This window comes from Streptomyces sp. GESEQ-4 (genome assembly GCF_017948455.1).
Classification (GTDB): domain Bacteria; phylum Actinomycetota; class Actinomycetes; order Streptomycetales; family Streptomycetaceae; genus Streptomyces.
Genome location: NZ_JAFFSU010000038.1, coordinates 36,608 through 59,119, shown reverse-complemented (window position 1 = coordinate 59,119; position 22,512 = coordinate 36,608). Strand labels below are relative to the sequence as shown.

Below are 22,512 nucleotides of genomic sequence, written 5' to 3'. Positions count from 1 at the left end.
GATGGGCCGTACCGCCGGGTCCTGAACAAAAGCCAATATGGCACCCTGGCCCGTGTTCGGGACGGGTTGGGCTGGCGGCGGGGGCTTTCCGCGATGAGCGTTGACGGGCGGGGCGAGTCACTCGGTGACGGCGAGGCGGAGCCCAGTGGGCTGACGTCGCCGCAGGTGCCGAGCCAGGGCGGGCGGGCGGGTGTGCCGCCGGTCGGGAACCCCCCGGAAGGCACCGTTCCGGCGCAGCGCGACTGGCGTGAGGTCGAGTGGCGTGAGGACGGCGTCCTGCCGCCGCCGATGGACTTGCCGCCCTCCGACGCCGACCTGATCGAGCGGATGCGCTCGGGCGACGACACGGCGTACGAGGAGCTGTACCGGCGCCATGCGGACGCGGTGCGCCGGTACGCGCGCACCTGCTGCCGGGACGCCCACACCGCGGACGACCTGACCGCCGAGGTCTTCGCCCGCATGCTGCAGGCGGTGCGGGGCGGCTCCGGGCCCGAGCACGCCGTACGCGCGTATCTGCTCACTTCGGTCCGCCGGGTCGCCGCGAACTGGATGAAGTCGGCTAAGCGGGAGCAACTGGTCGACGATTTCGCGGTGTTCGCCACGCAGGCCGCGCGGGCATCCGAGGTGTCCGACGACACTGCATCCATTGGCTCCTTCGGAGCGGGTCTGGAGCTGGGCGCCGATGTGCGCGCGATGCACGAGGCCGAGCAGTCCATGGCGATGCAGGCCTTCCGGTCGCTGCCGGAGCGGTGGCAGGCCGTGCTGTGGCACACCGAGGTCGAGGACGAGTCGCCGAGCGAGGTCGCCACCCTCTTCGGGCTGGACGCCAACGGCACGCGCGTGCTCGCCAGCCGTGCCCGCGAGGGCCTCAAGCAGGCCTACCTTCAGGCCCACGTCAGCGCCACCCTCGCCACCGACGAGGAGTGCGCCCGCCATGCCGACCGGCTCGGCGCCTACGCCCGCGGCGGCCTGCGCACCCGGGCCGAACGGGGCCTGCGCAAGCACCTGGAGGAGTGCGCCAAGTGCCGGCTGGCCGCGGGCCAGATCAAGGAAGTCGCCGGTGGCATCCCCGGTGTCGTACCGGTCGCGGTCATCGGTTGGTTCGGCGCCGCGGGCTACGCCAAGGTGGCCGCGCTCATCGCCGGAGGCACCGGAGCGGGCGCGGCGGGAGTCGCCGGTGCGGCCTCGGCGGCGAGCGGCGGTTCGTCCGGCGGGTCGGGGGCCGGTGGCGGTGCGGCGGCCTCCGAAGGGCTGGGCGCCCCGGTCAAGGCCGGTATCGCGGCCGGTGTGGTCGCGGTGGCCGCAGCCGCGGTGGCACTGGCACTGATGGGCGACGACGAGCCGGCCAAGGAGCCGGTGGCCAAGCCGCCCATGTCCTCGCCAGCGCTGCAGCCCGGGGCGGAGACACCGGCGCCCCCGAGGCGGGAACCCGTGCCGAATCCCCCGATGATCGCGTTCGATCCGCCTTCCGACCCCACCGCAACCCCGACTGACACGCCCACATCTACGCCGACCCCGACCCCCACTCCGACCTCCCCATCGGCGCCCACCCCGAGCCCGACACTCAAGCCCACCCCCACCCCCACTCCCACCCCGACGCCGACACCTCCACCGCCCCCTGCCGACTACCAGTGGAGCGAGCTGGCGTACGACGTCAGCGGCGACGGCACCGAGCCGGAGATGCGGCTCCGGGAGAGCAGTTGGGTGTGGCAGCGGTACGGCATCTCGATCGCCGACAAGCGGTACGCGCACGGCGTGACCGTGCACGGCAGGTCCTCCGTGACCATCGACCTCAACCGTGAGTGCACGTCCTACGACGCACGGGTCGGCGTCGACGACCTGGCGCTGGGGCTCGGCAAGGTCTACTTCTCCGTGCACGCCGACGGAGTCCAGCTGTGGAGGTCCGGCTTGATCAAGGGCGGCGACCAGGCGGTCCCGGTGCATGTCGACCTCACGGGACGCAAGGCCGTACGGCTGGTGGTAGAGCCGCACAGCCACTTCGACAACCTCATGCTCGCGGACTGGGCGGAGTCGAAGTTCGCCTGTTCGTAGGGCTTACGGCGCCTGCCCGACGGGGTGGGTGAGCACCGCATCGGCGAGTTCGCCCTGCACATCGCCGGGGGTGAGGGCGGTTCCCCTGGTGCGCTCGGCCGCGTACCGGTCGGCGCCCAGGGCGGTGCGGGCGACGGCCTCGGTCCGCTCGGCCACCGTGCGCCCCGGCAGAGGACGGGGGTGGCCCTCCCGCCACTCCTCGGAGGCGGCGAGCAGGCGGACAGCGCGGGCGTGGTCGCCGAGCTCGGACACGAGATGCGCCGCGCTATCGGCAAGCTCTGCCGTGGCCCATTCGGCGCACCGCCACTCCACAGCCTGGCGCAGTGTGTCCGCGAGGATCGGCAGTCCGTGCCTCGGGCCGGACTCGGCGGCCGTGACCAGCGCCTCGAGCGAGTTCAGCGCCACCGTGAACTGGGGCGGCGGCGTGCCGTGCACCATCTCCACCCGGGTCGCCTCGCACAGCGCACGCGCGCGTGCGAGATCCTGCGCCTCCAGGGCCATGTGGGCCCGCAGCATCAGGACGAACGCCCGGGCGTCCGCCACTCCGTACCGGTCGGCGGCTGCGCTCGCCTCGTCCAGCGAGACGAGGGCGGCGGCGCGATCGCCCGAGCGGTAGGCGATCTCGGCGAGCCGGGCCAGGAGGAACGGCGACTCGGCGTAGGCGCCCACCTCGTAGGCCAGCCGCAAGCCCTCGGCGTACTCCTTCTCGGCCTCCTCGAAACGGCTGCGCGCCATGGCCGCCTCGCCGCTCGCGCTGCACACCTGGGCTCTGATCCAGCGGTCACCGACGCGTCTGCTGAGCATCCGCACTTCCGCCAGGTCGTCATCGAAACCCTCGAGCCGGCCGGGTGCGTCGACGACCATGTGCGCGCGGAACATCAGCAGCACGGCGAGCTCCCAATCGCCGCCATACATACGGCAGTTGGCGACCGCCCGATCCATGCCGGCCCGGGCGTCCACGGAGTTGCGCAGGTAGAAGGCGGTCAAAGGCCAGGCCAGCCCCGGCATCCGGGCAGCCTCCGGACCGCCCGGCTCGTAGAAGGCCCGCACGCGCGCGATGTACTCCCGGTACCGCGGATCCTCCACCGCGCGCTTCGGCTCGGCCTCGGTCATCAGGAAGAGATACATCATCCTGAGATCCATCCGCAGGGCACGCAGCGGATGCGGGGCCTCTCCGTTGGGGTCGGCGAGGAAGGCCTCGACGGGGTCAGGAGCGCGGAGGGGCACGGCGGCGCGCTCTTCGGGGACGCGGCTCGGGTCGCGGCCTGGGCGATCGGGGTGACCCAAGTGACCCAAGTGATCGGGGTGATTGCGGTGATTGCGGTGATCGCGGTGATCGGCCGCGTCCCCGCCGACCCGATCGGCCGGCCCGCTGTCCGCCCGACCTGGCGGCCCGCTGTCCGACCGCTCTACCGGCCGGCTGTCCGACCGGCCTGCCGGGCCGCTGTCGGACCGACCTGCCCGGCTGCCGGACCGACCCGTCGGCCCCCCGTTGCTCGAGCGACCCCCCGGACCGACCCCGCCCACCACATCCGCATCCACATCCGCACCCGAATCCGCATCCAGGCCCAAGCCCAAGCCCGAATCCAGAGCCGCACCCAGGCGCAGCACGCGCTCGATCCACTCCGCGCCCTCGCGGCGGTAGTTGCGCAGGAACCAGAACCAGCCCAGGGCGAGGGCGATGGCACCGGCCTCTGCCTCCTCACCCGCCAGGAGGCCGCGGTGGAGGGCCGCGCGGATGTTGTCCAGCTCGGTCTCCAGGCGGGAGATCCAAGGGAGTTGACCGGCGGAACGGAGCAGGGGCTCGGCCTGCTCGACGAGGGTGCGCGCCCATGCGCGGTGCCGGCGCTCGGCGGCCATGCGGGCTCCGGGGACCTCGGCGGCGCGCTCGACGGCGTATTCGTGGATCGTCTCCAGCAGGCGATACCGCATGCCGTCGCCGCCGTCCCGCTCGCAAGGGGCCGCCACGATCAGGGACTTGTCGACGAGGGCCCCGAGGAGATCCGAGACCGGACCGGTGCACACGGCCTCCGCCGCCGAGAGGTCCCAGCCGCCCGCGAAGACGGACACCTCACGCAGCACCGTCCGCTCCGGCTCGTCGAGCAGTTCCCAGGACCAGTCGACGACCGCGCGCAGGGTCTGCTGGCGGGGCAGGACGGTGCGGCTTCCGGAGGTGAGCAGGCGGAAGCGGTCGTCGAGACGGTCGGCGATCTGCCGGGGCGTGAGCAGCCGCAGCCGGGCGGCGGCCAGCTCGATGGCGAGCGGCAGCCCGTCGAGACGGCGGCAGATCTCCGCCACCGCCTCCGTGTCCTGGAGCACGGCGGCCGCGTCGGGACGGACGGCGGCGGCGCGCTCCGCGAAGAGGCGGTGCGCCTGGTCGGGGACGAGAGGTTCGACCGGGCGCACCGACTCGCCGGGTACGCCCAGGGGTTCACGGCTGGTGGCGAGGATCGTGAGCCCCGGGCAGCGGGTCAGCAGCGTTTCGGCGAGGTCGGCGGCGGCGCCGATGACATGTTCGCAGTTGTCAAGGATCAGGAGCTGACTGCGCGAGGCGCAGTGCTCTACGAGCAGGGCGACCGGGTCGTCCTGCGGGGTCGCCATCTCGGTGGTCAACAGCACGGTCTCGCGCAGACCGAGCGCGCTGACCACCGCGCCTGGCACCGCCTCCGGCCGGTCGAGCGGGGCCAGCTCGACCAGCCACGCCTGCGGGAGCCCGGCGGCGGCTTCCTCGGCGAGGCGGGTCTTTCCAGAGCCGCCCGGTCCGGTGAGGGTGACGAGGCGGGCCCTGTGCAATTCGGAACGGATGGCGTCGAGTTCGGGTTCCCGGCCCACGAAAGAGGTAAGGCGTGGACGGAGGTTGCCCTTGCGGGGAGCCGGGGCCGGGACCGTCGGCTGATCGAGCAACGCCTGGTGCAGGGCGCGGAGTTCCGGGCCGGGATCGGTGCCGAGGCCGTCGGCGAGGGCGCGGCGTGCCGTCTCGTACGCGGCGAGGGCGTCCGCGGAGCGGCCCGTGTCGCACAGGGCGCGGATGAGGAGGGCGTGCAGCGGTTCGTCGTACGGGTGCGCCGTGGTCAGTTCCGTCAGCTCCGGTACGGCGTCCTGAGCCTGCCCGAGCCGCAGCCGTGCCTCGGCGTGGGCGCGGGTCGCCTCCATGCGCAGGGCCTCCGGGCGGGCCGCGGCGGTCCGGTCCGGGAGGTCGGCGAGGGCGGGGCCGCGCCACAGGGCGAGGGCGTCTTCAAGATCTCCGGCGGCGGAGCGGGGATCGTCACGGTCGAGTGCGGCTGTGCCCTGTCGTACGAGCCGCTGGAAGACGTACAGGTCTACGTCGTCCTGCGTTGCCGTGAGGCGGTAGCCGCCGGGGTGGGAGGTGATGGCGTTCTTGCCGACGGTGCGGCGGAGTCGGCCGACGAGGGCCTGGAGGGCGGCCGGGGCGTCCTGCGGTGGGTCGGCCGCCCATACGTCGTCGATCAGGGTGCCGGGGGTGATGATGCGGCCGGGGCGTAGGGCGAGGGCGGTCAGCAGGGCGCGGAGGCGGAGGCCGCCGATGGATACGGGCTTCCCGTCATCGTCTTCCGCCAGCGCAACGCCCAGAATTCTGTACCGCACCGAGCCATTGTCGCCGGGACGGCTGTGCGGGGCACGGGCTTTGTGGCGCGGGGCGCTGTCGCGTCACCGGAGCCGACGCCGACGCCGACGCCGACGCCGACGTTCAGGATGAGTCACACCCGGCGCGGTGGCTGGGGCGGGGGGTGGGTCGCGCAGCCCGGCGCTTACGGGGTGCCGCCTGCGCCCACCCGTGCCGCCCCAGGCGGCACGCATGCCCGCAGCTACGGCAGAGGTACGCATGCCCGCAGCTACGGCAGAGGTACGCATGTCCGCAGCTGGGCGGGACGGCAGGCCCCGGATGGGCGGGCTCGGACGCATGTCCCCGCGTACCGCGTAATCGACCACGCACGCGCAGCCGCCCACGCGCCTGACGGCCCGGCGTCCTGCAGCGTATGCGACCGCGTACCCGCAGTCGCCCACGGCGGGAAGGGGACGTGGTGGGGGTGTCCGCCCGCAGCGGTTGTCGCGTCAACACGGGCACCTCTGTGAGGAACCGAGCCGCGACGTTCCGAGGACGGACACCCCCGCCGCGGCCCCGACCCCACCACCAACCGATGGCGCTACGCGTACCCCCACACAGCCGCAGCCCCGCCGGGAGGCATCCCGCCCACTCACGCCTGCCGAGCCGCAGCCCCCGCCCCCAGTGCACGCCCCTGAGGCGCGATCCCGGCCGGTACCGCGCGGGTGCGGGCCGGGGTTCCGGTCCAGCAGGTTCCTCTTCGGGCGAGCAGGCGGCGGAGCCAGAGTTCCAGGGAGACCAGGTCGGCGAGGCCGTCCAGGGGCAGCGGCTCGCCCTCGGCCGCCGCGCGGATGGCCTTGCGGACGACGCGGGCCTCGACCAGGCCGGCCTCGGCGAGGAGGGGCGTACCGAAGAGGGACATCAGGGTGTCCGCGGAGACCCGCAGCCCCATGCGGGCGGCGGCCGCCGAGGAGGCGTGCGAGGGGGCGCCCCAGCCCGGCGGAAGATCGGTGACGCCCGCGCCCTCCAGCACCGTACGGAGAATCGCGGCCCGCGCACCGGGCCGTACCCGCAGAGCCTCGGGAAGGGCGCGGGAGGCGCGGACCACCTGGTTGTCGAGGAACGGCGCGTGCAGCCGCTGGAAGCGGATCTCCGCGGCCTGCTCCAGGACCCGGAGGTTCGTGGCCTGACGGGAGAGCGCGGCACGCGCGCGGTAGTCACCGGGACGCTGCCCGGGCCCGACGCCCGAGCGATTCGTCGCCCCCTGTAGGAGAACCGATACTTCAGCGAGCGCCTCCCCGGTCAGCCACCGAGCGGCAGGCCCCGGTCTGCCCCAGGTGAGCGCGGCGAGGGACGCCCCCACCGCACCTCCGGGCTCGTCGAAGCGCCGCCGCAGCAGCCGCTCGGCGAGGCTCTCCAGCCCCGCCCGGTACGGCGTACGGGCCAGCCGCCGGGCGGCGCCGTACACGCGCGCGGGGACCAGCACGGACCCCCCGTCCGCCTTCGCCAGCGCAGCGACGGGCCGCACCAGATACCGCCGCTTGCGGTCCATCAGCAGATCGGCCAGCCGCGCCGGATGCGCGTCCAGGACCTGCCGGGCGCCGTACCCGGTGAAGTGGTCCGCGCTGCCGGAAGCGAGCCGCGCGCGGTGCCGGGCCGCCGTCACCAGGCAAGACCCCGGCTCGTCCGTCAACGGCCCGTCCAGATCGGCGTACGGCAGCGTCTCCTCGCCCCCGGCCACCACCACATGGTGCAGCCGGGGATTCGCCGCCAGCGCCCTCGCCCGCTCCAGCTCGGCCTCCCGGCCGCCCACCGCCAGGTCGTTGAAGGTCACGGCCAGCAGCCGCTCCCCCGCCCCCGTCCCGTGCCCGAGCACGGTCCCCGGCATCCCCGGCAGCCCGGCCGCCAGCAGCGCCAGCGTCCCCGAGGCCGGCCCTCCGGACAGGTCCGCCCCGATCCCCGGAACCGGCATCCCGCGCGCGGCACGCCGTTCGGCGGGCCCCATCCCCGGCACCGGGCCGGGGTCTATGTCGGCGCCGGGCACATGCCGGGGCGCGGACAGACGCGCGCGTACGGCCTCGATGAGCGCGTCGCGCACCGCGTCGACCGCGCGGTCCGGGTCGGCCGAGGGCGCGGCGACGGCGAGGGAGGCGACCTGCTCGTACCCGGCGATCTCCCGCGCCCCGGCGCGCAGGATCAGCGCATGCCCCGGCGGAATGCGCCGTACGCCGTCATAAGGGGTGGAGTCGTGCAGCGCGGCCGGCACATCGGGGGCCGCCAACAGCGCCGCCAGATGCCCGAAATCAAGGTTGGCCTCGATGAGATCGGCCAGCGGCAGCGCGGCCGTGGCATACGCCGTACCGCCCGCCCAGGGCGTGTAGAACACCGGCCTGGCTCCCGCCAGATCGCCGCAGACCATGATGCGCCGCCCGACCTGGACGACGGCCGTGTAGCTGCCCGGCCAGGCCGTCAGATGCCGAAGTGCGCCTCCGCGCGCGGCGAACAACCCGACCCGCAGCTCCTCGTCCGTCGCCCCGCAGGTGCCCAGCACCGCGATCCGGTTCTGCGGGTCGGCCTTCACCACCCGCACCTCGTCCGGGCGCCAGTCGCCGACCGCCCACAGCGGATCGGGGTCGCCCCACAGGAGTTGGGAGCCCACCGGGTGCAGCGTCTCGCCCTCGTGACCGGTCGCGCCGGCCGAGCCGGGCTCGACGGCACCCGCGGCGGTGCTGCTCCATCCCACCAACCACCGCATCGACGCCTCCACATGCCGTGGACAACCAGTGCACCGTACGAACCGGAGCACCATGCTGCCATGAAGGACGCGCCCCAGCAGGGCGGCGGTACCGCTTGTGCTCGGGGAGCGCGCCTCTGAGGAGATACCCGGAATCGCGCGAACACCCGCACGGAAGAAGGCATCTGCGACGCGAATGCGCCCCCGATACGCTCCCCCAGAACACCGGATGCGCCCTCAACTCCCATGGTGGGAGCGGTAATCGCCCACAGAGCTAGGGGTCGGTTTTCGGCCAAATCGCCGACGCGGAGACACGCGTGCACACGCTCCGTACATGCCCTGCCCAGCACCGGGCGGGCGCACAGTCCGGGAGGCGGAGTTCGCCTCCCGGACCGGTCCGCCGCCCGCGGGGATGTAGGCGGCGGTGTCCCCCAGCCCGCTGGATCCAGTACAGCGGGCCGACCCACGCACCGTTCATGGAACCGCTCCCCCGATGGCCGGAGAAGAGCGCACGGGCGGGCGCACAGCCACACAGCGGGAGCACATCACAACAGTCCGTACCTGAACCGCACTTCAGTACGGACCACAATCCCGCCATCCGGAAGAATGCCCCTTAACGCTTGGGATGCGGCGAACTACGCTGGGTTTACGAATGCCGCGTGGTTATGCCAGCGCGGCAGCCGTCTGTGTCGAGGGGTGGCGCATGTCCAGGGAGCAACGCGGGCCGAACGAAAAACTCGGCACCGTTCTCGCCCTCGCGGGAATCAGCAACGCAGGACTCGCCCGACGCGTCAACGATCTTGGCGCTCAACGCGGGTTGACTCTTCGCTACGACAAGACGTCGGTGGCGCGCTGGGTGTCGAAGGGCATGGTGCCGCAGGGCGCGGCGCCGCACCTCATCGCCGCCGCCATCGGCCAGAAGCTCGGCCGCCCGGTGCCGCTCCACGAGATAGGCCTGGCGGACGCGGATCCCGCGCCAGAGGTGGGCCTCGCCTTTCCCAGGGACGTCGGACAGGCCGTGAAGTCGGCGACCGAGCTGTACCGCCTCGACCTCGCCGGGCGCCGGGCCGGCTCCGGTGGCATCTGGCAGTCGCTGGCCGGGTCGTTCGCAGTCAGCGCATACGCAACGCCCGCCTCACGGTGGCTGATAACCCCGGCCGACAGCTCGGTGGCACGCGACGCGAGCCCGTCCGAGGGCTCCGGGTCACCGCTCAAAGTCGGCCACAGCGATGTGCTGAAGCTGCGGGAGGCCGCGGAGGACGCCAGGCGCTGGGACTCCAAGTACGGGGGCGGCGACTGGCGTTCGTCGATGGTGCCGGAGTGCTTACGGGTGGAGGCGGCGCCGCTGCTGCTCGGCTCGTACTCGGACGAGGTCGGCAGGGCGCTGTTCGGGGCCAGCGCCGAACTCACCCGCCTCGCCGGGTGGATGGCCTTCGACACGGGCCAGCAGGAGGCCGCGCAGCGGTACTACATCCAGGCCCTGCGGCTCGCCCGCGCGGCAGCGGACGTACCCCTCGGGGGGTACGTGTTGGCGTCCATGTCGCTCCAGGCGACGTACCGCGGCTTCGGCGACGAGGGCGTCGATCTCGCGCAGGCCGCGCTGGAACGCAACCGCGGCCTCGCCACGGCCCGCACCATGAGCTTCTTCCGCCTGGTGGAGGCACGCGCGCACGCACGCGCGGGTGACGCCCAGGCCGCCGGGGCGGCCCTGAAAGCCGCCGAGGGGTGGCTGGAGCGGTCCCGGGAGGGGGACAACGACCCGTCCTGGCTCGGCTTCTACTCGTACGACCGTTTCGCCGCGGACGCGGCGGAGTGCTACCGCGATCTGAAGGCGCCGCGGCAGGTACGCCGCTTCACCGAGCAGGCGCTGTCGAAGCCGACGGAGGAGTTCGTACGGTCTCATGGGCTGCGGCTCGTTGTCTCGGCGGTCGCCGAGCTGGAGTCGGGCAATCTCGATGCCGCGTGTGAGCAGGGCGTGCGAGCGGTGGAGGTGGCGGGGCGCATCTCCTCGGCGCGTACCACCGAGTATGTGAAGGATCTTCTGCATCGGCTGGAGCCGTATGGGGACGAGCCGCGAGTGGTGGAGCTTCGGGAGCGGGCTCGGCCCCTGCTGATGGCTCCGGCGTAAGTGCCGCCCGGCGCTCCGGTCCCCTGCGTTTGAAGTGACTGTCAGTGGCGCAGTGCACTATCGACAGTGGGAGGTGGTGCAGGTGCGGCGCGGGAGCGGTTACGACTGTGACGTGCTCGTGGTCGGTGGTGGGATCGTCGGGCTGTCGACGGCGTATGCGATCACGCGGGCCGCGCCGGGGACACGGGTGACCGTGCTGGAGAAGGAGTCGGGACCGGCCCGGCACCAGACGGGGCGCAACAGCGGCGTCATCCACAGCGGGATCTACTACAAGCCGGGCTCGCTCAAGGCGCGGTACGCGGTGCGGGGCGCCGCCGAGATGGTGAAGTTCTGCGCGGAGTACGGCATCGCGCACGCCGTCACCGGCAAGCTCATCGTCGCCACCGACCGGGAGGAGCTGCCGCGGCTGCACGCGCTCGTGCAGCGCGGCCGGGAGAACTCCATCCCGGTGCGCGAGCTGGGCCCCGCACAGGTCACGGAGTACGAGCCGGAGGTGCGCTCCGTCGCCGCGATACACGTCGGGACGACCGGCGTCTGCGACTTCGTGGGTGTCGCCCGGCTGCTGGCCGAGGCGTCCGGGGCGGAGATCCGGTACGGCGCGGAGGTCGTCCAGGTGGACCGGCGCCCGACGCTCGGCGTGGCCGTACGGACGCGCGACGGGGCGGTCGTGCGGGGGCGGGTGCTGGTGAACTGCGCCGGGCTGTACTGCGACGAGGTGGCGCGGCTGACCGGGGACGAGCCCGGGATGCGGATCGTGCCGTTCCGTGGGGAGTACTTCTCGCTGGCGCGGCCCGAGCTGGTGCGGGGGCTGGTGTACCCGGTGCCGGATCCGGCGTTTCCGTTCCTCGGGGTGCATCTCACGCGCGGGATCGACGGGGGCGTGCACATCGGGCCGAACGCGGTGCCCGCGCTGGCCCGCGAGGGGTACGGGTGGGGGACCGTGCGGGTGCGGGAGCTCGGTGGGGTGCTGGCCTGGCCGGGGGTGTGGCGGATGGCTGGGCGGCACTGGCGGTACGGGGCCGGGGAGCTGCGGCGGTCGGTGTCGAAGGAGGCGTTCGCGCGGGCCGTGCGGAGGCTGGTGCCGGCGGTGACGCGGGACGATCTGGTGCCGGCTGCGGCGGGGGTGCGGGCGCAGGCGGTGTTGCGGGACGGGACGCTGGTGGACGACTTCATGATCCGGGAGGGGGAGCGGGCGGTGCATGTACTGAACGCGCCCTCGCCTGCGGCTACGGCTTCGCTGCCGATCGGGCGGGAGGTGGCGCGGAGGGCGTTGGCTGTGCTGGGCGGGGTGCAGCCGGGGGTGGGATAGCTGGGGCGCGCGGAAGGCGTTGGCTGTGCTGGGCGGGGTGCAGCTGTGCGCGGGGTCGCTGCCGGGGGGTGGTCGCGCAGCCCGGCGCTGACGGGGTGCCGCCTGCGCCCACCCGTGCCGCCCTAGGCGGCACGAATGCCCGCAGCTTGGCGCAACGGTGCGGGCGCCTGCTTGGCGGGACGGTGCGGCCCTCTGCTTGGCGGGACGGTGCGGCCCTCTGCTGGGTGGGCGCCGCCCTGTCGCACGACTGACCGCAGCTGGGCGGGACGGCGCCCGCCGCCTGCCGGGTGGGCGCGCCCCCGTCGCACGACCGCCCGCAGCTTGGCGGGACGGCGTCAGGCGGCACTGCTGCCCGCAGCCGAGGCGCAGGCCCGTAAGGCAGCCCAGTAAAATCGACTCCACTGTGTCTGAGACTCACCACGCCCCCGAAGCCGATCATGCGGCCGGCATGTCCATTCGTCGCAGCCGTGCCAAGGGGGAGCCGCGGTTTCCTGATGGGCCGAAGGCTGATCCCGCGGGGTCGCATTTTGAGCGGCGGATTCGGAGTTTTCAGCCGCGGCGGAGCAGGGTGACGGCGGGACAGGCGGACGCGTTGCAGCGGCTGTGGCCCCTGTGGGGGCTGGATATCGACGGGCAGCGGGTCGTCGACCTGACCGAGCTGTTCGGGAACGCGAACCCGGTCGTGCTGGAGATCGGGTTCGGGATGGGGGAGGCGACCGCCCAGATGGCGGCGGCGGACCCCGGGACCAACATCCTCGCCGTCGACGTGCACACCCCCGGCCAGGGCAATCTGCTCAACCTGGCCGACCACCACGGCCTGTCCAACATCCGCGTGGGCAACGGCGACGCGATCATCCTGCTCCGCGAGATGCTCGCCCCCGACTCCCTCGACGGGCTGCGCGTCTTCTTCCCCGACCCCTGGCCCAAGAAGCGGCACCACAAGCGGCGGCTGATCCAGCCGGAGTTCCTCAGCCTCGCCGCGACCCGGCTGAAACCGGGGGCGACCGTGCACTGCGCGACGGACTGGGAACCGTACGCCGAACAGATGCTCGAGGTGCTGAGCGCGCACCCGGACTTCGAGAACACGCAGCCCGACGACGGTTTCGCGCCGCGTCCCGACTTCCGGCCGCTCACCCGTTTCGAGGGCCAAGGGCTGGACAAGGGACATGTCGTGAACGACCTGCTCTTCCGTCGCGTACTGCACGAAGGTCCCCAGTAACCTTCCCTCGTTAGGGTCAAAGCCGTGGCCACCAGTCCCCCGTTCCCCCCACACGCCGGTGATCCCGCCGGTGGCGCACGGCGGCACGCGCACTGGTGGCAGAAGCGATGGGTTCGGTACGGCGCCCTGATCACGCTCCTCGCGCTGTCCGGGCTCGTCATACTCGCCCTGGTCCGCGAACAGACCGGCACGGAGGGGTTCCTCGTCGGGCTCGGCCTCTCGGTGTTCCCCGTGCCCCTGCTGATAGCCGCCTTCCGCTGGCTCGACCGGGTCGAACCCGGCCCCTGGCGCAACCTCCTCTTCGCCTTCTCCTGGGGCGCCTGTGCGGCGGCGCTGATAGCGATCGTCGCCAACAGCTTCGCGACCAGATGGATAGCGACGGCGACCGCGGATCCGTCCAGCGCGGACACCCTCGGGGCGACGGTGATAGCGCCGATCGTGGAGGAGTCCGCCAAGGCGGCGGCCGTACTGCTCGTCTTCCTCTTCCGGCGACGCGACTTCACCGGGATCGTCGACGGGGTGGTGATAGCGGGGGTCACCGCGACCGGCTTCGCGTTCACCGAGAACATCCTCTACCTCGGTACGGCCTTCGGGACCGACCAGCTCACCGGCGACAGCGGCATCGCCTCCGTGACCGCGGCGACGTTCTTCGTGCGCATCATCATGTCGCCGTTCGCCCACCCGCTCTTCACCGTCCTCACCGGCATCGGCTTCGGGGTCGCCGCGCTCTCGGCGGACCGGCAGCATGTCCGGCGCGTGCTTGTGCCGCTGTCCGGGCTGCTGCTGGCGATGGGCATGCACGCGATGTGGAACGGCTCGTCGAGCTTCGGCGAGTACGGGTTCTTCGCCGTGTACGCCGTCTTCATGGTGCCCGCGTTCGGGCTGCTGACCTGGCTGGTGATCTGGACGCGGCAGCGGGAGCTGAGGACCGTACGAGCCGAGCTGCCGGCGTATGTCGCCGCGGGCTGGATGGGGCCGGCCGCGCCCTTTGTGCTGGGGTCGATGCGGGCGCGGCGGCTCGCCCGGGAGCACGCCCGGCGTCACTTCGGCAAGTCGGCGGGGCGGGCGGTGGCGCAGTACGAGGCGTACGCGACGTCGCTGGCGTTTCTGCGGCATCGGGGGCGGCGGGGGCGCGCCGGGGCCGACTTCGTCGTACGGGAGCGGGAGTTGCTGCGTGAGCTGTGGCAGCGGCGGGGGGTTGCGGGGCCGGCGCTGGAGCATGCGGCGCGGGTGGCTGCGCCGCCTTTGCCGGTGTACGGGGGGTATGGGAACGCGGTGCCGTATCCGTATCCGGCGTACAACCCGTATCGGACCTAGCCGGCGTTGCGAGTGGCCCGGCGTGGGGGCTGGGCGGGGGTGGGTCGCGCAGCCCGGCGCTGACGGGGCGCCGCCTGCGCCCACCCGTGCCGCCCTAGGCGGCACGAATGCCCGCAGCTTGATGGGAGGGAGGGCAGCCCACAGCTGGGCGGGACGATGCGCCCGCCTGCTGGGTGGGCGCCGCCCCAGGCCGCACGAATGACCGCGGCTGAGACGGCCCATGGGAATACCCGCAGCGCCCAGACGGCGACCGTCGGCCCGACAGCCCCCGCCCGCCGCAGGGCGCTACCTCAGGGGTTCAGCCCCTTGCTTCGCAGCCAGGCCATCGGGTCGATGCCGCCGCTGTCGGAGCTGCCGGTGTGGACCTCGAGGTGGAGGTGGGCGCCGGTGACGTTGCCGGTGGCGCCGACGCGGCCGATGACGTCGCCGGTGGCTACCTTCTGGCCGACGCTGACGCTGAGCGAGGACTGGTGGGCGTACCAGAGCTCGGTGCCGTCGTCGAGGGTGAGGACGGTCTTGTAGCCGTAGGAGCCGTCCCAGCCGGCCTCGGTGATCGTGCCGCTGTGGATGGCCTTGATGAGCGTGCCCGAGGGGGCGGCGAAGTCGAGGCCGGTGTGGTAGCCGGAGGACCAGAGGGAACCGGCCTGACCGAAGGTCGAGGTGATCGTGTACGAGGAGGTCGGCAGCGCGAACTGCGTGGCCAGCTCGGCGAGTCGCGCGGCCTCCTTCTTGGCCGCGGCCTCCTCCTCCGCCTTCTTCTTCGCGGCGGCGGCCTTGGCCTTGGCCTCCTGCTCCGCCTTGGCGGCCGCTTCGGCGGCTTCCTTCTGCGCGGCGGCCTGCACGGCCTGCGCGGCCTTGCTGTCGACCTGGTCCTGCTGCCGCTCGGCCTGGGCGAGGATCCGGGAGCGCAGCGTCTCACCGGCGTCGGCGGCGGACTGCTCGCTCTCGGTGGCGGCCACACTGACACTGCTGAGCGCGGTCGCGGTGTCCGCCGAGTCCTCGGCGGCGTCGTCCGAGATGATCGAGCCCACGGACGGCAGATCGGGCAGGGAGATCGACACCGGCGGCTTGCCGGTGTTGGCGCTGGCCATACCGCCCGCGCCGACGGCGGCTATGACACCGACGCCGAGAACCGTGGAGCTACGGGCGAATGCACCGTTGCGCTGCTTGCTGACGCGGTGCCGGCCACGTATGGGACGAATGGACTCCTCGGTGGGGTTCCACTCCTCCAGCGGGCCCTCGTCGTCGGTGCGGAAGCCGCTGTACACAAAGGTGTCGGGCTCGCGCTGACTCGGCACGAAGGGGGCCTCGGGGGCAGGCCGGTTGGACGCCACGTAGGCGTACTCCTTTCCTTCCTTCTCGCCTACCGGGTTAGCTGACGGGTTCGGAGCAGGAAGGTCTCCTACGCGCGTATACCCTCCGTGCTTCCACGGTGGCATCCGCGCGATTCACCCCAAGGTGGTGGTTCCCCGGTTCCCTTGCGGAATTCGGCGCGTGCGCACGGAGCCGACTCTTGTGACGGCTGGGACGACCGCGCTGCGTTATCGAACGTTAATAGACGCGGGGGCCGGATTCCAAGCGGTTCCGCTTGATCGTTAACGTTTTTGCGCAGGACGTACAGGCCATGACCGGTGAAAATCGGGCGAGTTGACCACGCCGCGGCAGCAACTCGGCAGTCACATCATTTCTGACGTTGCGTCAGTTGTTACCGGAACGAGGCCGTCCACTCACGCGGGGTGACGACGATCGAGCCCGCGGCGCGCGCGCTCGACGATCTCGTCCTCCGTGAGCGGCACATCGTGGTGACTGAGGCAGATCGGCACCTCGGTCTTGCTGAACCCGGTCCCTTCGGTCGCGGCGTGGAAGGTGCCGCTCCGGAGACCACCGGGGTTGTCGATGACCGCGTTGCGCGCCTCCGCCATGGTCTCCACGGCGTTGATCTGAGCGGGAACGGTGAGGCGGCCGATGAACTGGTTCACCGTGTTGCCCAGCGCCTGATTGTGGATCCCCCTGGGCGTCTGCGAGGCGAGGACCATCCCGAGTTCTGCGCCTCGTCCATCACCAGCAGCCCGCCCAGTGCACGGTCGCCGACCGGGTGCGCCCGGAACCACGAGAACAAGGTCGCCTGGAGGCGGCTGACGAACTGGGCCGGTCCGTCGCCGGACAGGCCGACGAAGCTGATCACCGAGATACGGGCGGTCTTCCCCGGCGACGGCATCAGAAGCCGCCATCTGCTCGACGAAGCCCGCCAGGGTCTTGCCGCCGTCGCGCGCGTACCGTTCGAGGGCACGCTTGAGGACCTCCAGCTGCTGGGTCGCGCGCGCACTGCTGCCCCGTATGCCGGCATGCGGCGCGACGCGGCGACGCTCCGCGCCACAGCCTCAGGAGGGGACCCTCCTCAGCGTGAACCCCGGGGCATCCTCGCCAGAATCAGGTGGGCCTTTGGGCAGTCCCCGACACAGCAAAGAGGCACCTTCGAACGTAATGTCGAAGATGCCTCTTGAACTGCATATTTGGTAGCGGGGACAGGATTTGAACCTGCGACCTCTGGGTTATGAGCCCAGCGAGCTACCGAGCTGCTCCACCCCGCGTCGTTGTGTTCACTAGTCTACGCCATCTGCGGGACACCCATGACCACACGTTGATTCACGCTGCGGGATTGCCCGCGTGGGTGAGGGTCTCCCAGGCTACGAAGAGCCCGTCGGTACCGGCCGGGCGGGTGCGCTCGGCGAGTCTGCGGGCGGCGGGGACGGTGATGTGAAGCCGGTCTTCCAGGTGATTCAGTACGACTTCCAGGTCGGGGCCCAGGGTTCTGGAGACCTTGCCGCCGCACAGCCAGGCAGGCGCGGGCTCGCCCAGCTGGTGCCGGGCGTGGAGGGACAAGGCGGCCTTGAGCCGGTCCTTGACCTCGCCGTACAGGTCGACGCCCTGGTGCCAGGCCGTCTCGGCGATGTGGGCGGTGGCGGCGAGGGAGTGGCCGACGTGCTCGAAGTCACGGCAGGTCTCCTGGGTGACGCCGTCCTTGTACGTCGACTGCTGGAACCAGTACGACCGCAGCCGCTGCGGGGTGTCCATGCCGGAGCCGGGCGCGGTGAGCGGGTGGCGGCCGTCCTTGCGGAGGTAGAAGTAGGCGGGGACGCGGTCGCGGAAGCGTCGCAGGGCGTGATTGAAGGTCTGGTGGTCGTCGAGGAAGACGGCGATCCCGATGGCCGCGTCGGTCGAGGCGAGATCCCGGTTTCCGTTGACGTCCAGGACCCGGCGGGTGACCCGGGGGAGGTAGACGGTGCGGAGCATGGTCTCGAAGCGCTGTACGCGGTTGGCGGGCCAGTCCGCGCCGGGTGTGTGCCGCACGATCTCGGCGGCCCGCGCCCAGGTCGACCCGGCCCAGGCCGCCTGGAGTCCGGCGTTCTGCCCGGTGTGCCGCTTCAGCTTCGCCGACCAGCCGTCCATGATCTCCCGGGCCTTGACGGCGTGCTGCCGCTTGCCGGTGACCGTGAACAGCAGGGCCTGTGTGTAGGCGGCGATGGCGTCCGTACGCTCCTGGATGCAGCCCCGGCCGGCCATGGCACCGGCCGGGCAGTTCACGGTCCGGTACGGCTCGGCCCGGTACTTGTACGCCCCGTATCTGCTGTCCCGCATGTCGAGGAACGCCTTCAGCCACGGCTGCCTGCCCGCCAGGACGTTCTCTCGTACGGCGTCCAGCTGGTCCTTGCCGACGAGGACGCCGGGGTGGGTGAACTCGGCGTCCGAGGGGAGGGTGCGGGCCATGGGGCGCGAACCGTCGGCCGTCCCGCAGGAGGCGAGGAGCGCCGCGGCCAGGGGCGGGATCAGCAAAGCCGTCGTCCGTCTGCGCACCGACCCCATCGCCGCCTCCGTGCCGTGATCCACACCCGGTCATTCGCAGCGTGCCCGGTACGGCGACGGGGCGCAGGATCTGATGGGCCGAAGGGGAGTTGAGGCCGGTCCGTCACGCCGACAGATGACGGTTCGGTGCCTTCGCGCGCTCCTCGTACTCCGGCAGTACGACGACGTCCACGCCGGCCGCTTCCAGCATCCCGCTGCCGTCGGCGGCCACCACGAAGGTGTCCGGCTCGCGCCACGCCGTCACCACGCGCCGTACTCCGGCGTCCAGGATCAGCCGGGCGCACGGGGCGGGGCGGGATGCGCGGTGGGCGCACGGTTCCAGGCTGCTGTAGACCGTGGCGGTGGCCAGCCGGGGGTCGGTCGGGTCGAGCTTCGCCAGCGCGGCCTCCTCGGCGTGGACGACGAGGTCGCCGCCCTCGCGGGAGTGGCCCCGCGCCAGCTCCGTCCCGTCGGCCGCGACCACGACCGCGCCCACGCTGAACGCGGTCCGCGAGGGAGGGCACCGCGCGGCCAGTTCGCAGGCGAGGGCGAGCCAGTGGTGGTCGGCGGCGGAGTCCAGCCGGCCGGCGCCGGGTGCGGTGGACTCGTAGCGCATGAGCACGACGTCCTCGATCCGCCGTGTCTCCAGCAGGCGGAGGCGGCCGCCCTGGTATCCGCCGGGGCCGAACAGCCGCGGCGCCTTCGGATCGCCCACGAACAGCGGCGCGAGGACCAGCTGCAACTCGTCGGCCAGCCCCTGCTGGAGCAGCTGGGTGTGGATGAGCCCGCCGCCCTCGACCATGAGGCGCCGCACGCCGCGCACCTCGCGCAGGTGCTCCAGCAGCCGGCGCCAGTCCAGTTCCGGGCCGAGCGGGACCACGTCGGCGTCGACCGGCGTCGCGTGCAGGCGCTGGGCGCCCCGGTCCGTCGTATAGACGACCTTCTCGCCTCCCGTGTGCCAGAACTTCGCCGCCGGGTCGAGGTCGCCGGAGCCGCTTACCGTGACCTTGAGGGGGTAGGCGGGTTTGCCCGCGGCCTCTCGTGCCGCTCGGCGCTCGGGGGAGTTCACCAGGAGGCGAGGGTTGTCGGCGCGGATGGTGCCGGCGCCGACGAGGATGGCGTCGACGGAGGCCCGTACCTCGTCGACGCGGTCGAAGTCGGCCGGGCTGGACAGGAGCAGGCGGTCGGGGCCGGTGTCGTCCAGGTAGCCGTCGAGGGAGACGGCGGCGGACAGCAGGACGTAGGGGAAGGGCATCTGCGTACTCCACCTCGGCGACGGGCGGGCTTGGTTCAAGTTTGAAACAAACCTACACTGGTTGCATGACGACCCGCTGGCTCACCCCCGAGGAGCAGCGCGCCTGGCGCGCGTACATCGGCGCCGTCCTCCTGGTGGAGGACGCGCTCGACCGGCAACTCCAGCAGGAAGCCGGCATGCCGCACATGTACTACTCCATCCTCTCCGTCCTGTCCGAGGCCCCGGAGCGCAAGCTGCGCATGACCGACCTCGCGGCGCGACTGAAGATCACCCGCAGCCGGCTGACGTATGCCGTGACACGCCTGGAGAAGGACGGGCTGGTGGGGCGCGAGAACTGCGGCTGGGACAAGCGCGGCAGCATCGCGGCGCTGACGGACGAGGGGATGACGGTCCTGGAGCGGGCGGCGCCGGGGCATGTGGAGACCGTACGGGCGCTGCTGTTCGACCGGCTGACCCCGGAGCAGGTCGGGCAGATGGAGGAGATCTTCGGCACGATCGCCGAGGGGTTCGAGGGGGACGCGGCGCAGGCGGCGCCCGATGACGTGCCGTGGCGGCGGCGGTCGGCCAAGCCCTGTTGATGACGCGGGTCACAAATCCATTGCTTCAAAATTGAAACATGGGGTAATGTCCGGGATCGAGGATCTGCTTCAAATCTGAAGCAGCGTGCCCGAGGACCGGAGTACCCGCATGCCCGACTTCCCCGCCGCCACCCAGCGCTCCCGCGTCCGCGTGCCGCTGCGCTTCGGAGACGGCTACAGCGTCGATGCCGAACTGGTCACCTTCCACGGACTGACCGACGGCCAGGAGCATGTGGCCGTCGTCCTCGGCGACCCGGGGCCCGTCCCCTTGGTGCGTCTGCACTCCGAGTGCCTCACCGGCGATGTCTTCGGCTCGGCCCGCTGCGACTGCGGGCCGCAGCTGCGCGGGGCCGTCGAGCGGATCGCCGACCGCGGCGGCGTCCTGCTCTACCTCCGCCAGGAAGGCCGCGGCATCGGCCTCTACAACAAGCTCGACGCGTACGCCCTTCAGGACCAGGGCCTCGACACCTACGCGGCGAACACCGCGCTGGGCCTGCCCGAGGACGCCCGCGACTACACGGCGGCCGCGCAGATGCTGGCCGGCCTCGGCATCGGCGAACTCGACCTGCTCTCCAACAACCCCGACAAGGCGGGCCAGTTGCGGGACCTCGGCATCAGCGTCCGCGACCGCGTACCGACCGGCGTGTTCACCACCGCCCACAACGTCCGCTACCTGCGTGCGAAGGTGCTTCAGACCCAGCACACCCTGCCACTGGGCGAGCTGACGGAGCGTACAGCGGGCTGACGGCGCGTTCCCGACAAGGGTCCGTCGATCATCTGCGGGTCCGTCGTGGCTGGTCGCGCCCGCGCGGCGGAGCCGCACATTGACACAGCCCCGCGCCCCTTCGGGGGCGCTTCCCGCGGCCGGGGAGCATTTCCGGGCGCCCTTCTCGGATGACGTCCGCGGACTACTGAACAGAAAGACGCGACCGGGACCGGACCCATCGCGCTCCTTGAGGTGCTTCCTTGGGGTGCTTCCGGCTACGGCTTCTGATCGCGACGCTCGTACACCGTGACCCGCCGCCCGCGGACCCGCTCGTCCGCCACCACCTCGAAGTACTCCCGCAGAACGGCGTCCTTCACGATGTCCCGCTTCGCGGAGATGGGCCGGGCCACCTCGGGCACGTCCGTGACCAGCACGATGCGCCGCTGTTCCAGCATCGCCGCCCTGATCCGCTCCGGGCCGGCTTCCTCGCCCTTCAGCGTTCCGGACGCCGTGGGGCTCCGCGCCAGCGCGATGTCCCGCAGACCGGCGAAGGCCTCAGGGGAGACCAGCCGGGTGTCGCGCCGGGCCGCCGGTATGAAGACCACCGCGTCCCCGGCGCTTTTCAGTTTCCGTACGTTCGCGGCCGCCGACAGGACGTCGTCCACCCGGCTCGCCGGAGACCGCGTGGCCAGGGAGTGCGGCAACAGGCCCACCACCGCCACTGCGACGATCCCCGGAACCAGCCAGGGCACCGCCCGGGGGAACCGGGGCCCGGTCACACGTACCGCCGCACCGACGACCGCGCCGATCAGCAAGGTCAGACCCAGCATGCTGAACAGGACATAGCGGTCCAGGAACAGCGGCTGGATCAGGGAAAGACCGAGCAGTCCCACCTGCGGCACCGCGAGCAGCGGCAGTCCGACCGCCGCCACGGACAGCCGGCCCGCCCGCGGCCGGTCCAGCGCCACTCCGAGACCGCCGATGGCCAGCAGCACCGCTGGGCCGATCAGCGCGTGCCACGTCAGAGGCGGGATCCACGACACCTGCTCGGACTGCGTCCGGCTGAAGAGAATCAACGGCAGGACGCCCGTCGTCGCGGCCGTCGCGGCCACCGACCAGCGTGCCCACACCCGCCGGTCGGCCTTCGTCCACATCAGGGTCGCCGCGTGCGCGGGCAGTATCAGCAACGACAGCCAGTTCAACAGCGCACACACCAGGACCACGCCCCCGTACGCGGCCCAGCGCACCGCACGGCCCCTGCCCTGCAGCACGGTCACCAGCAGCAGGGTCGAGATCGCGGACCCGGCCATGACCAGGGCGTACGGACGTCCTTCCTGGAGGTGGAACTGCACGGCCGGCAACAGCCCGAGCGCCAGCCCAGCGGCCAGGCCCGCCCTGGCTCCGGCCAGGCGATGACCGATGCCCGTCACACAGGCCGCCGCTGCCGCCACGGCCAGGACAGAGGGAAGGCGCAGGACGGTGGTGCCGGGGCCGAAGCCTTCGAAGAGCGTGTGCATCAGCAGGTAGTAGAGCCCGTGTACGGCATCCACCTGACCCAGCATGTGCCAGATCTCCCCGGCCGACCGCCGGGCCACCTGCCAGGTCGCCGCCTCGTCCCGCCACACACTGTGCTGCCGGGAGATGCCCCACAGGCCGAAGGCCAGGGTCCACAGCGGCGGTATCGCCCACAGGGGCAGGCAGCGCCGGAGCATCGGTATGCGGCAGGTCATGAAGACGTTCGGGTCCTTGGTGTGACGAGATGCGGACCGACGTCATGTACATGCTTGCGAGTGCCGCCCTCGCACT

At 72.1% G+C, this 22,512-nt stretch carries 14 protein-coding genes, 1 tRNA gene and 1 riboswitch; of the genes, 7 read left to right on the top strand and 8 right to left on the bottom strand.

The genetic code is table 11. From position 1 onward, the window contains the following. The first annotated feature begins 93 nt into the window (after positions 1–93). Positions 94–2,052 (top strand): sigma-70 family RNA polymerase sigma factor, encoded by a 1,959-nt coding sequence (locus tag KCH48_RS39335; protein WP_210582413.1) that lies wholly within the window; start codon positions 94–96, stop codon positions 2,050–2,052. 3 nt (positions 2,053–2,055) lie between these two features. On the opposite strand, the gene KCH48_RS42690 is transcribed toward KCH48_RS39335, so the two are convergent. Together KCH48_RS42690 and KCH48_RS39325 are read right to left on the bottom strand one after the other, a co-directional pair. Then, on the bottom strand, positions 2,056–5,658 hold the full coding sequence (locus KCH48_RS42690) for a BTAD domain-containing putative transcriptional regulator (RefSeq protein ID WP_307841070.1): 3,603 nt from the start codon (positions 5,656–5,658) through the stop codon (positions 2,056–2,058). Between the two features lie 611 nt (positions 5,659–6,269). After that, a complete protein-coding gene (locus tag KCH48_RS39325) occupies positions 6,270–8,372 on the bottom strand; it encodes an asparagine synthase-related protein (protein WP_210582411.1) in 2,103 nt (700 codons plus the stop codon). A gap of 682 nt (positions 8,373–9,054) precedes the next feature. Between KCH48_RS39325 and KCH48_RS39320 the strand changes: the two genes are divergently transcribed. From KCH48_RS39320 to KCH48_RS39305, 4 genes are all read left to right on the top strand, one after another. Beyond that, a complete protein-coding gene (locus KCH48_RS39320; protein ID WP_210582409.1) occupies positions 9,055–10,479 on the top strand; it encodes an MFS transporter in 1,425 nt (474 codons plus the stop codon). Positions 10,480–10,531: 52 nt separating this feature from the next. Beyond that, positions 10,532–11,788 (top strand): L-2-hydroxyglutarate oxidase, encoded by a 1,257-nt coding sequence (gene lhgO, locus KCH48_RS39315; protein WP_307841069.1) that lies wholly within the window; start codon positions 10,532–10,534, stop codon positions 11,786–11,788. Between the two features lie 403 nt (positions 11,789–12,191). Further along, complete coding sequence (gene trmB, locus KCH48_RS39310) at positions 12,192–13,007, top strand: tRNA (guanosine(46)-N7)-methyltransferase TrmB (RefSeq protein WP_210582407.1); 816 nt, start codon at positions 12,192–12,194, stop codon at positions 13,005–13,007. Between the two features lie 24 nt (positions 13,008–13,031). Then, entirely contained in the window at positions 13,032–14,324 is a 1,293-nt protein-coding gene (locus tag KCH48_RS39305; RefSeq protein WP_210582405.1) for a PrsW family intramembrane metalloprotease, read from the top strand. A gap of 290 nt (positions 14,325–14,614) precedes the next feature. On the opposite strand, the gene KCH48_RS39300 is transcribed toward KCH48_RS39305, so the two are convergent. The 5 genes from KCH48_RS39300 to KCH48_RS39280 form a co-directional block, all read right to left on the bottom strand. Then, entirely contained in the window at positions 14,615–15,658 is a 1,044-nt protein-coding gene (locus tag KCH48_RS39300) for a M23 family metallopeptidase (RefSeq protein ID WP_210582403.1), read from the bottom strand. Between the two features lie 11 nt (positions 15,659–15,669). Continuing rightward, a riboswitch (cyclic di-AMP (ydaO/yuaA leader) is annotated at positions 15,670–15,827 on the bottom strand. Between the two features lie 224 nt (positions 15,828–16,051). Further along, complete coding sequence (locus KCH48_RS42685; protein ID WP_246886586.1) at positions 16,052–16,360, bottom strand: hypothetical protein; 309 nt, start codon at positions 16,358–16,360, stop codon at positions 16,052–16,054. Positions 16,361–16,838: 478 nt separating this feature from the next. Next, positions 16,839–16,915, bottom strand: a tRNA-Met gene (locus tag KCH48_RS39290). Between the two features lie 55 nt (positions 16,916–16,970). After that, positions 16,971–18,092, bottom strand: a complete 1,122-nt coding sequence (locus KCH48_RS39285; RefSeq protein ID WP_210582427.1) for an alginate lyase family protein — start codon at positions 18,090–18,092, stop codon at positions 16,971–16,973. A 199-nt stretch (positions 18,093–18,291) separates the two neighbouring features. Continuing rightward, positions 18,292–19,422 carry a dihydrofolate reductase family protein gene (locus KCH48_RS39280; RefSeq protein ID WP_210582401.1) on the bottom strand — a complete coding sequence of 377 codons (1,131 nt, stop codon included), beginning with the start codon at positions 19,420–19,422 and terminating at the stop codon, positions 18,292–18,294. Between the two features lie 65 nt (positions 19,423–19,487). On the opposite strand from KCH48_RS39280, the gene KCH48_RS39275 reads away from it, so the two are divergent. Further along, positions 19,488–20,000, top strand: coding sequence for a MarR family winged helix-turn-helix transcriptional regulator (locus KCH48_RS39275; protein WP_210582399.1), 513 nt, complete (start codon positions 19,488–19,490; stop codon positions 19,998–20,000). Between the two features lie 109 nt (positions 20,001–20,109). Continuing rightward, positions 20,110–20,745, top strand: coding sequence for a GTP cyclohydrolase II (ribA, locus tag KCH48_RS39270; RefSeq protein WP_210582397.1), 636 nt, complete (start codon positions 20,110–20,112; stop codon positions 20,743–20,745). 236 nt (positions 20,746–20,981) lie between these two features. Here the strand turns inward: ribA and KCH48_RS39265 are convergent, their stop codons facing one another. Further along, on the bottom strand, positions 20,982–22,436 hold the full coding sequence (locus KCH48_RS39265; RefSeq protein ID WP_246886585.1) for a glycosyltransferase family 39 protein: 1,455 nt from the start codon (positions 22,434–22,436) through the stop codon (positions 20,982–20,984). Positions 22,437–22,512 lie beyond the last annotated feature (76 nt).

What these genes read in the sequence shown, in the direction of transcription:
- KCH48_RS39265 (WP_246886585.1), bottom strand. Translation starts at nt 22,436, where the DNA reads ATGACCTGCCGCATACCGATGCTCCGGCGCTGCCTGCCCCTGTGGGCG.
- KCH48_RS39320 (WP_210582409.1), top strand. Translation starts at nt 9,055, where the DNA reads ATGTCCAGGGAGCAACGCGGGCCGAACGAAAAACTCGGCACCGTTCTC.
- KCH48_RS39335 (WP_210582413.1), top strand. Translation starts at nt 94, where the DNA reads ATGAGCGTTGACGGGCGGGGCGAGTCACTCGGTGACGGCGAGGCGGAG.
- KCH48_RS39280 (WP_210582401.1), bottom strand. Translation starts at nt 19,422, where the DNA reads ATGCCCTTCCCCTACGTCCTGCTGTCCGCCGCCGTCTCCCTCGACGGC.
- KCH48_RS39275 (WP_210582399.1), top strand. Translation starts at nt 19,488, where the DNA reads ATGACGACCCGCTGGCTCACCCCCGAGGAGCAGCGCGCCTGGCGCGCG.
- ribA (WP_210582397.1), top strand. Translation starts at nt 20,110, where the DNA reads ATGCCCGACTTCCCCGCCGCCACCCAGCGCTCCCGCGTCCGCGTGCCG.
- KCH48_RS39285 (WP_210582427.1), bottom strand. Translation starts at nt 18,092, where the DNA reads ATGGCCCGCACCCTCCCCTCGGACGCCGAGTTCACCCACCCCGGCGTC.
- KCH48_RS39325 (WP_210582411.1), bottom strand. Translation starts at nt 8,372, where the DNA reads ATGCGGTGGTTGGTGGGATGGAGCAGCACCGCCGCGGGTGCCGTCGAG.
- KCH48_RS42685 (WP_246886586.1), bottom strand. Translation starts at nt 16,360, where the DNA reads ATGGTCCTCGCCTCGCAGACGCCCAGGGGGATCCACAATCAGGCGCTG.